The organism is Nocardia sp. NPDC051756, assembly GCF_040681495.1.
Lineage (GTDB): Bacteria > Actinomycetota > Actinomycetes > Mycobacteriales > Mycobacteriaceae > Nocardia.
Genome location: NZ_JBFAYV010000028.1, coordinates 1 through 6,539, shown reverse-complemented (window position 1 = coordinate 6,539; position 6,539 = coordinate 1). Strand labels below are relative to the sequence as shown.

Genomic DNA, 6,539 nt, shown 5'->3' with positions numbered 1-6,539 from the left:
GGTCTTGTCGAGCCAACTGCCGTCGACGCCGCCATTGGCGCCGTTCAATAGATACAGCGTGGGGGCGGGGGCGTCCGGGTCGACGGCCCGCAGGACTCGCACGCGGACGACGGAGTTCATCGCCGCGGAGTAGACCCCGGCATCGATGAGTCGCGGCTGTTCGAAGCGCAAGTGGTCGATGTGTGGGGCGGTCGGGCTTGGATCTGCCGAAGCTCCAACAGGATTCGTAGCAGCCAGCAGCACGCCTACGATGAGCGCGATCAATCGTGCGGTGCCGCGGCGAGTGTGTGCCGAATTCGTCGGTGACATCAGTGGACTCCGATCTCGGGCGCGACCATGAGGTCGGGATCGATCAGCTCGGCCATGGGTGGGCGATCGAGCAGCGAGAGTTCCGTCTCGGCGGTTCGCCAGCTCGATCCGTGCGGAAGATATTGCCGCAGTGCCACTCCCGAATCCGGGATGCCGATCCGGGCGAGCAGGGTGGCGACGACCTGGCGGCTCATCACGGCGAGTTCGTGCGTCGGGCGGTTGCGGTGCGCGCGGATACCCAGATCGACCTGCCCGATCGCACGGGAGCCGTGGCGTTTCCAGGCGTCCAGCAAGATCCCGATCTCGACGCCGTAGCCGGGTGCGAACGGGATGGCGGTCAAGAACTCTCGGGTGGCGGCGTACTCGCCGCCGAGCGGTTGGATCAGGGCGGCGAGGTCGGGAACGAGCGCGGTCAGTAGCGGGCGGGCCAGCAGTTCGGTGACCCGTCCGCCGCCGAAATCGGCCGGGCCCGCGCCGGACAGCGGACGTCGATAGAAGCCCTTCACCAGGTGCAATTCGTCGTCCAGCAGGAGCGGCGCGAGCAGGGACGGCACGAACAGCGGGCTCGGCGCGATCAGATCGGAGTCGACGAACACGATCAGGTCCCCTTTCGCCACCGCCAGCGAGCGCCACAGCACTTCGCCTTTGCCCGGGCGCGGTTCGACCGCGGGGAGGGCCTGTTCGCGGGTGTAGACGGTGGCACCGGCGGCGCGGGCGTCGGCGACGGTGTGGTCGGTGGAGCCGGAGTCGATCACGATCAGCTCGTCGACCAGGGTGCCGAGCAGGCCGCGCATCGAGGCGATGACGCCGGGGATGGTGTCCTGCTCGTTCAATGCGGGCAGCACGACCGAAACGGTGCGGCTGCCTTTGCGTTCGAGCAACTCTTCCTGGGACCAGGTGGGGTGGAACACGGTTGCGCCGAGAGGCGAGGCGACCATGCGATGGTCCTTTCAGTGCTCGGTCAGAGGCCGGGGTCGAGGGTGAGTGTGCGGAGGTGGGGCCAGATTTCGGTCCAGGGGCGGGTCGGACCTTCGCCGCGCCACACCGTGACGCCGCGCGAGATACCGGGGAAGCCGAGCGGGTCGTCGGCTCGAGTCAGTACGTGCAGTTGGGAGAACAGCGGGCGCAGAGTGGGTTCGGCGTCGCCGACGGTGACGTAGAGGATCGTGGTCGCGGAATCCGGTGGTGTGCCGAAGTAGGCGAACCCTCGGTTCGGGCTGTAGACCGTGGGCCTGCTGGGATCGCCGAGTTGGTCGATCGCGGCTGCCTGCCAATAAGTTTGGGTGATGATCGCGGTCTGGCCGCGTTCGGCCGCATCGATTCGGATGTAGGCGTCGGTGACGGCTGTGATCAGTTCGGGCCAGCCTGTTGTGCCGTAAATCCTCAGTCGCGTGGACAGTTCGCGTCGATCGGCTGTCGGTTCGGACAGTCGCGAAATGTGTTGCGGCAGTGCCAGGGCCGCGACGACCGCGATCGCCACCGTCAGGGCGGTCACTGCGATCGCACTGCCGCACCACCATCGTCGTGGCACGGAGTCCTGGGTCGTCACCGCTCCCGCGGCGAACAGCACCGGCAACAGTGCCGCCAGATAATACGGTCGCCCACCGGTGACCAGCACGAACCCGAACTGGGTGAGAACCACGACGATGAGGAACCGGTACCGAGTCAGGGAAAGATGGCTCAGTAGACCCCAAAGCCCGTACAGCGCAAGCACAGTGCCGAGTAGTCCGGCGAGCGTGGCGAATTGGACCGGCAGACCGAACGACCCGCCGGTGGCGGCGAGCTGCTCGGCCCGGATGACCGCGCCCATCTCCAGCTGTGGCCAGCCATGCGCAGACTGCCACAGCAGACCCGGTGTCGCGGCTACCGCGACGATGAATGCCGCAAGCCACACAGCGGGCCGACGCGCCAGTTCGCGCGGACCGAACAGGGCGACGCCGAGCACAATGCCCGCCAGCAACACTGGTAGCAGCAGCTTGACCTGGATGTCGACCGCCGCGACGACGGCAGCAGCGAGGATGAAGCCATCGCGTCGGCGACGGACCCATGCCACGACCAGCCACAACACCGTCGCCGAAAGGGTCGCGTCGAAAGCGAAGGTGGACAACGTCGCCGACTGAGTGATCGCGAACGGGCATGCCGCGTAGGCAATGCCCGCCAGCAGCTGAGCACCGAGCCGACCGCCGAATTCGCGAGCGAGCGCCGCGGCCACGAGGATGCCGACCACGGCCATCAATATGGAGGGAAAGCGCAGCACTACAAGGGAATCCGGAGCGAGGACATCCGCAAGTCTGGCCACGAGTGGGATCAACGGCCCTTGATCGGCGTACCCGACCGCGAGTCGACGTCCAGCCGCGAGGAAGTAGAGCTCGTCACCGAAGTATCCGTATCGATTCGCCCTGGCGATCAGAATCGCCGCAGTCGCGACGGCCACCACAATGACCGGTACGGCCGCGAACTCTGGGACCCGACCGGCACACAGTTGCATGCCCCGACGATCGAAACTTTCGAGGAAAGACGCCCTGTCCGTCGTAGCGATGCGTGAAGTAGAGCTTTCTGCGCCGGTAGTCACGTGCTGGTCCGTGCGGGGCGGCGGGGCATCGCGAGGGTGACCGCGGTCAGCGCGAAAGCGGTGGCGGCGACCACCCACAGCACCGTGGTGTACGCGGTGAGATAGGAATGGGCCGTGGCGATGTCGGTTGCCGAGTCCAGCGCTGGACCGAAGATGTCACGGCCGGTCGTGCAGCTGTGCCTGCTGAGGGTCGGGGTAGGGGAGGTCAGTACGCGTTCGGTGCAGTCGGCGAAGCCGGTGAGGATCGGCTGTTGCCGGTCCGCGGGTACGCCGGCGACCGTGAGTTGTTCCGCGAGAGCCGCTTTCGATTGGGCTGTCGCCGCCGACGCCGTGCCGCTGACCCGGTGCAGGAACAATCCGCCCAGCGCGACCACTCCGGCGGAGGTGCCGAGTTGTTGCAGTGCGGGCACGGTGCCGGAAGCAGAACCGGTGATCCGGTCGGCGACGCCGGCCAGCATGAGGGCAGGTAGGGGAGCGGCGAAGCAGCCCATGCCGGCACCCGCGAGAAACACCGGGCCGCTCAGCAGCAGGGTGTCGACGCTCGCCTGATTCGGGTCGATCAGCACCGCGATACCGACGACGGCGATCGCGAACACGAGCATGCCGACGGTCAGTGCACGCGAACCGCAGCGGGCCACGAGCAGCGGTGAGGTCAGTGCACCGAGCGCGCCGCCGAGCGCGAACGGCACCATCAACCATGCGGTCTGCATCGCGGTCATGCCGAGCCCCGATTGGGCCGCGACCGACACGCTGAACAGGAATCCGCCGAACACCCCGAAGAACCCCACGGTCAGCACCGCGCCGAGGGCGAAACCGCGATCGGCGAACAGCTCACCGCGCACCAGCGGGCTGCCGCCGCGGCGGGTGAGCCGGTACTGGCGTAGCGCGAAGAGCGCCAGGACCACGCAGCCACTCAGGACGAGTACGAGAAGCGCAGGCGGCCAGCCTCGTTCGCGTCCGATCGTCGCGGGACAGATCACCAGGAACAGTCCGAGCGTGGACAGCAACGCCCCAGGCAGATCCAGTCGCTCCTGGTCTTCCGAAAAGTCCTGCCGCAGATACCGATACGCCAGCGCGAGTCCGACCAGGCCGAGCGGAACGTTGATCAGGAAGATGGCGTGCCAGCCGGCCCCGAACGGATTGATCGCCACCAGCACACCGCCCGCCAGCGGACCGGCGATCGCGGCGAGACCGGCTGCCGCACCGTAGATTCCGAACGCGAGCGCTCTCCGCGCCGGCGGGAACGACGCGGTGATGATCGCGATCGTCTGTGCCGACATCGCCGCCGCCGCAAGGCCTTGTACACCCCGCGCCAGGATCAACTCTTCGCTGTACTGCGACAACCCGCACCACAGCGATGCCGCCACGAACACGGTGAGCGCCGACAAGAACACCCGTCGTCGCCCGACGATCGCGCCCACCCTGGCGGCGGTGAGCAAGGTGCAGGCGAAGGTCAGGCTGTAGATCGAGACCACGAGCACCTGCGCCGCACCCGAGGCGGTGAGGTCGTCGGCGATCTCCGGCAGCGCGGTGTTCACGATCGTCAGATCCAGCATCTGCAAGAACACGGCGAGCAGGCAGGCACCCAGAGATCCCCACGCGGCCAAGGTGATTGCGGTGCGCTCCGCCTCGACCGGCAGCGAAGTCGACGTGGTCACGACAACGCGTCGACGCGCGGCGCGTAGTCGCCGTCGGTGGCGACGGCCGCGAAAATCGTTCTGGTCGCGGCGATGTAGCGATCGATCGCGGCGTGCGCCTCCGGTGTGTCCGGGAAGAGCAGGCTGAGCTGCGTGACGTCGTTGAACCGGTTGATCCAGATGTAGACGTCGCGCGACCTACCGCGGCTGGCGTACATGCCGCCGTTGATCTGATCGAACATTTCGACGCCGGGGATCTTGCGCACGTCGACGTAGGACAGCATTCGAGCGGTCCAGCCGAGTTGCGTGCGGATACCCAGTTCCGGCGGCGCCAGCTCCAACGCGCGATGCAGGGAAACGTCGGTGAGTTCCTTGCCGCGGTCGTAGGCCTCCTGTGCCCGCGACACGATCGTTGCGAATGTGTCGGCGCGGTCGACCTCGAACTCCACCGGAATCAGGCTCGTGTACCAGCCGATCGAACTCGTCTCACCCGCGGTGCTGCGGGTGTTGACCGGGGTGAGTCCGAAATACCAGTCGCTGCCGGACATTTCGGCCTCCACCAAGGCCGCCGCGGCGAACAGCCCGCCGGTGAAACGGGCGCCGTTGGCCTGGCAGATCTCCTCGAAACGCAGCGCATCGGCCTCATCGATCAGGTGCACCGTGCGTTGCGCGCCGCGTTCGGTGCCGTCCGACAGTTCCACCGGAAAATGCGGGACGTCTCCGTCATTGCGCCGCAGCAGGTCCAGCCAAGCGCGGATTTTCGGTGACTGCGCGGTCAATTCCGAGCTGCCGAAACGTTCGCGCTCACAATAGGTGAGGTGCCCGTCCACCGGCTGTGGTTCGAGTTTGCCGTCGGACAGGGCATTGCCGTAGAGCAGCAACAGATCGACGCAGGTCAATGCCTGGGCAACCCCGTCGGTGTGCAAATGGTCCACGCCCGCGTACACGGTGAACGAATCCGCGTGCTGGATTACGCCGAAGCTGAAGCAATCCCACCACAGGGCGCTCGGTGTCTGCATTTCCACGTGTGCGCGAATTGCCGCGCTGTCGGGGAGATCGCCGTGCTCGGTCGGCTTGAAGTCGATGTCCGACGGGGACATCACGTGGCGCAGGACGCCGCCGTCATCGGCGACGGAGAACCAGCTGCGAAACGTGTCGTGGCGGCGCAGGAACGCGGTGAAGGCGCTGGTCCAGGCGGCATAGTCGGGCGATCCCGGAATCGTGAACGAGATCATGCACAGGCGTGAACTGCCGAATCCCGCCTCCGCGTCGCGATGTAAGGCGCGCAGATATTGCTCCTGCTGGTGGGAGGGCGGTATCGGATGGATCGGCGCGCGGCGCGCCGCGTCCAGGGATTGTGGCGTAGCGGTCCAACTCGTGAGCCGTCCCGGCGCTGGAACCCATTCCTCGATGAACCCGAAACCAACCACAGGTACCCTCAATTCGTGCCGATGGGGAAACCCCAGAAAAGGCGGTGCAACCGCCGTCACAGTTACCGAGTTAACGATATGAACCACAGCGTGGTCCATGAAGAACGGCCGATTCTGTGAAGTGCACCAGCCGCGAGGCCGCGTGACTGGTCCGCTGTCCAAACAACCCGCGGATACCTTGTCGGTGCTCACCAGTGCGTCTTACGTTCGGTGCCACACCAGCACAATCATCGATCGGCCAGGAGGCACCCGGTGGCGACCTTCGCTGCGAATATGCCGGTGCGGCAACGCATTCGCCGCGTCGCGTGCCGCCTGGCCGCCGCCGTCGTGCTGTCGATCGCCGGGGCGACGCCCGTCGCGGTCACCGGTCCGATGGCGGTTGCCGCTCCCGAATCAGACGGATCACATATCGTCTCGGTACGTCCGGGTGTGGGACGGCAGCTGTTGGTGACGGTGTACTCCACCGCGATGGCCGCGCCTATAGATCTGGAAGTCTATCCGGCGCAGGATGTTTCGCGCCCCGCGCCGGCCTTGTATCTGCTCAATGGTGCGAGCGGTGGCAGTGAGGGCAGCAACTGGACGAATCAGACT

4 protein-coding genes and 1 pseudogene are annotated in these 6,539 nt (G+C 66.5%); 1 reads left to right on the top strand and 4 read right to left on the bottom strand.

Annotated elements, in window-relative coordinates:
- Positions 1-308: 308 nt before the first annotated feature.
- The 4 genes from AB0M22_RS45485 to AB0M22_RS45470 all read right to left on the bottom strand — a co-directional run bounded on the left by AB0M22_RS45485 (position 309) and on the right by AB0M22_RS45470 (position 5,948).
- Positions 309-1,247 carry a glucosyl-3-phosphoglycerate synthase gene (locus AB0M22_RS45485; protein WP_364740266.1) on the bottom strand — a complete coding sequence of 313 codons (939 nt, stop codon included), beginning with the start codon at positions 1,245-1,247 and terminating at the stop codon, positions 309-311.
- 23 nt (positions 1,248-1,270) lie between these two features.
- Positions 1,271-2,797, bottom strand: a complete 1,527-nt coding sequence (locus tag AB0M22_RS45480; protein ID WP_364740263.1) for a glycosyltransferase family 39 protein — start codon at positions 2,795-2,797, stop codon at positions 1,271-1,273.
- Between the two features lie 80 nt (positions 2,798-2,877).
- The gene (locus tag AB0M22_RS45475; RefSeq protein ID WP_364740260.1) at positions 2,878-4,539 is read right to left on the bottom strand and encodes an MFS transporter; all 1,662 of its coding nucleotides are present in this window, start codon (positions 4,537-4,539) and stop codon (positions 2,878-2,880) included.
- Positions 4,536-5,948 (bottom strand): condensation domain-containing protein, encoded by a 1,413-nt coding sequence (locus AB0M22_RS45470; protein ID WP_364740256.1) that lies wholly within the window; start codon positions 5,946-5,948, stop codon positions 4,536-4,538. Before AB0M22_RS45470 ends, AB0M22_RS45475 begins: the two co-directional genes overlap by 4 nt.
- 252 nt (positions 5,949-6,200) lie before the next feature.
- On the opposite strand from AB0M22_RS45470, the pseudogene AB0M22_RS45465 reads away from it, so the two are divergent.
- Positions 6,201-6,539, top strand: a pseudogene (locus AB0M22_RS45465) (esterase family protein); the annotation flags it as partial.

What these genes read in the sequence shown, in the direction of transcription:
- AB0M22_RS45480 (WP_364740263.1), bottom strand. Translation starts at nt 2,797, where the DNA reads ATGCAACTGTGTGCCGGTCGGGTCCCAGAGTTCGCGGCCGTACCGGTC.
- AB0M22_RS45485 (WP_364740266.1), bottom strand. Translation starts at nt 1,247, where the DNA reads ATGGTCGCCTCGCCTCTCGGCGCAACCGTGTTCCACCCCACCTGGTCC.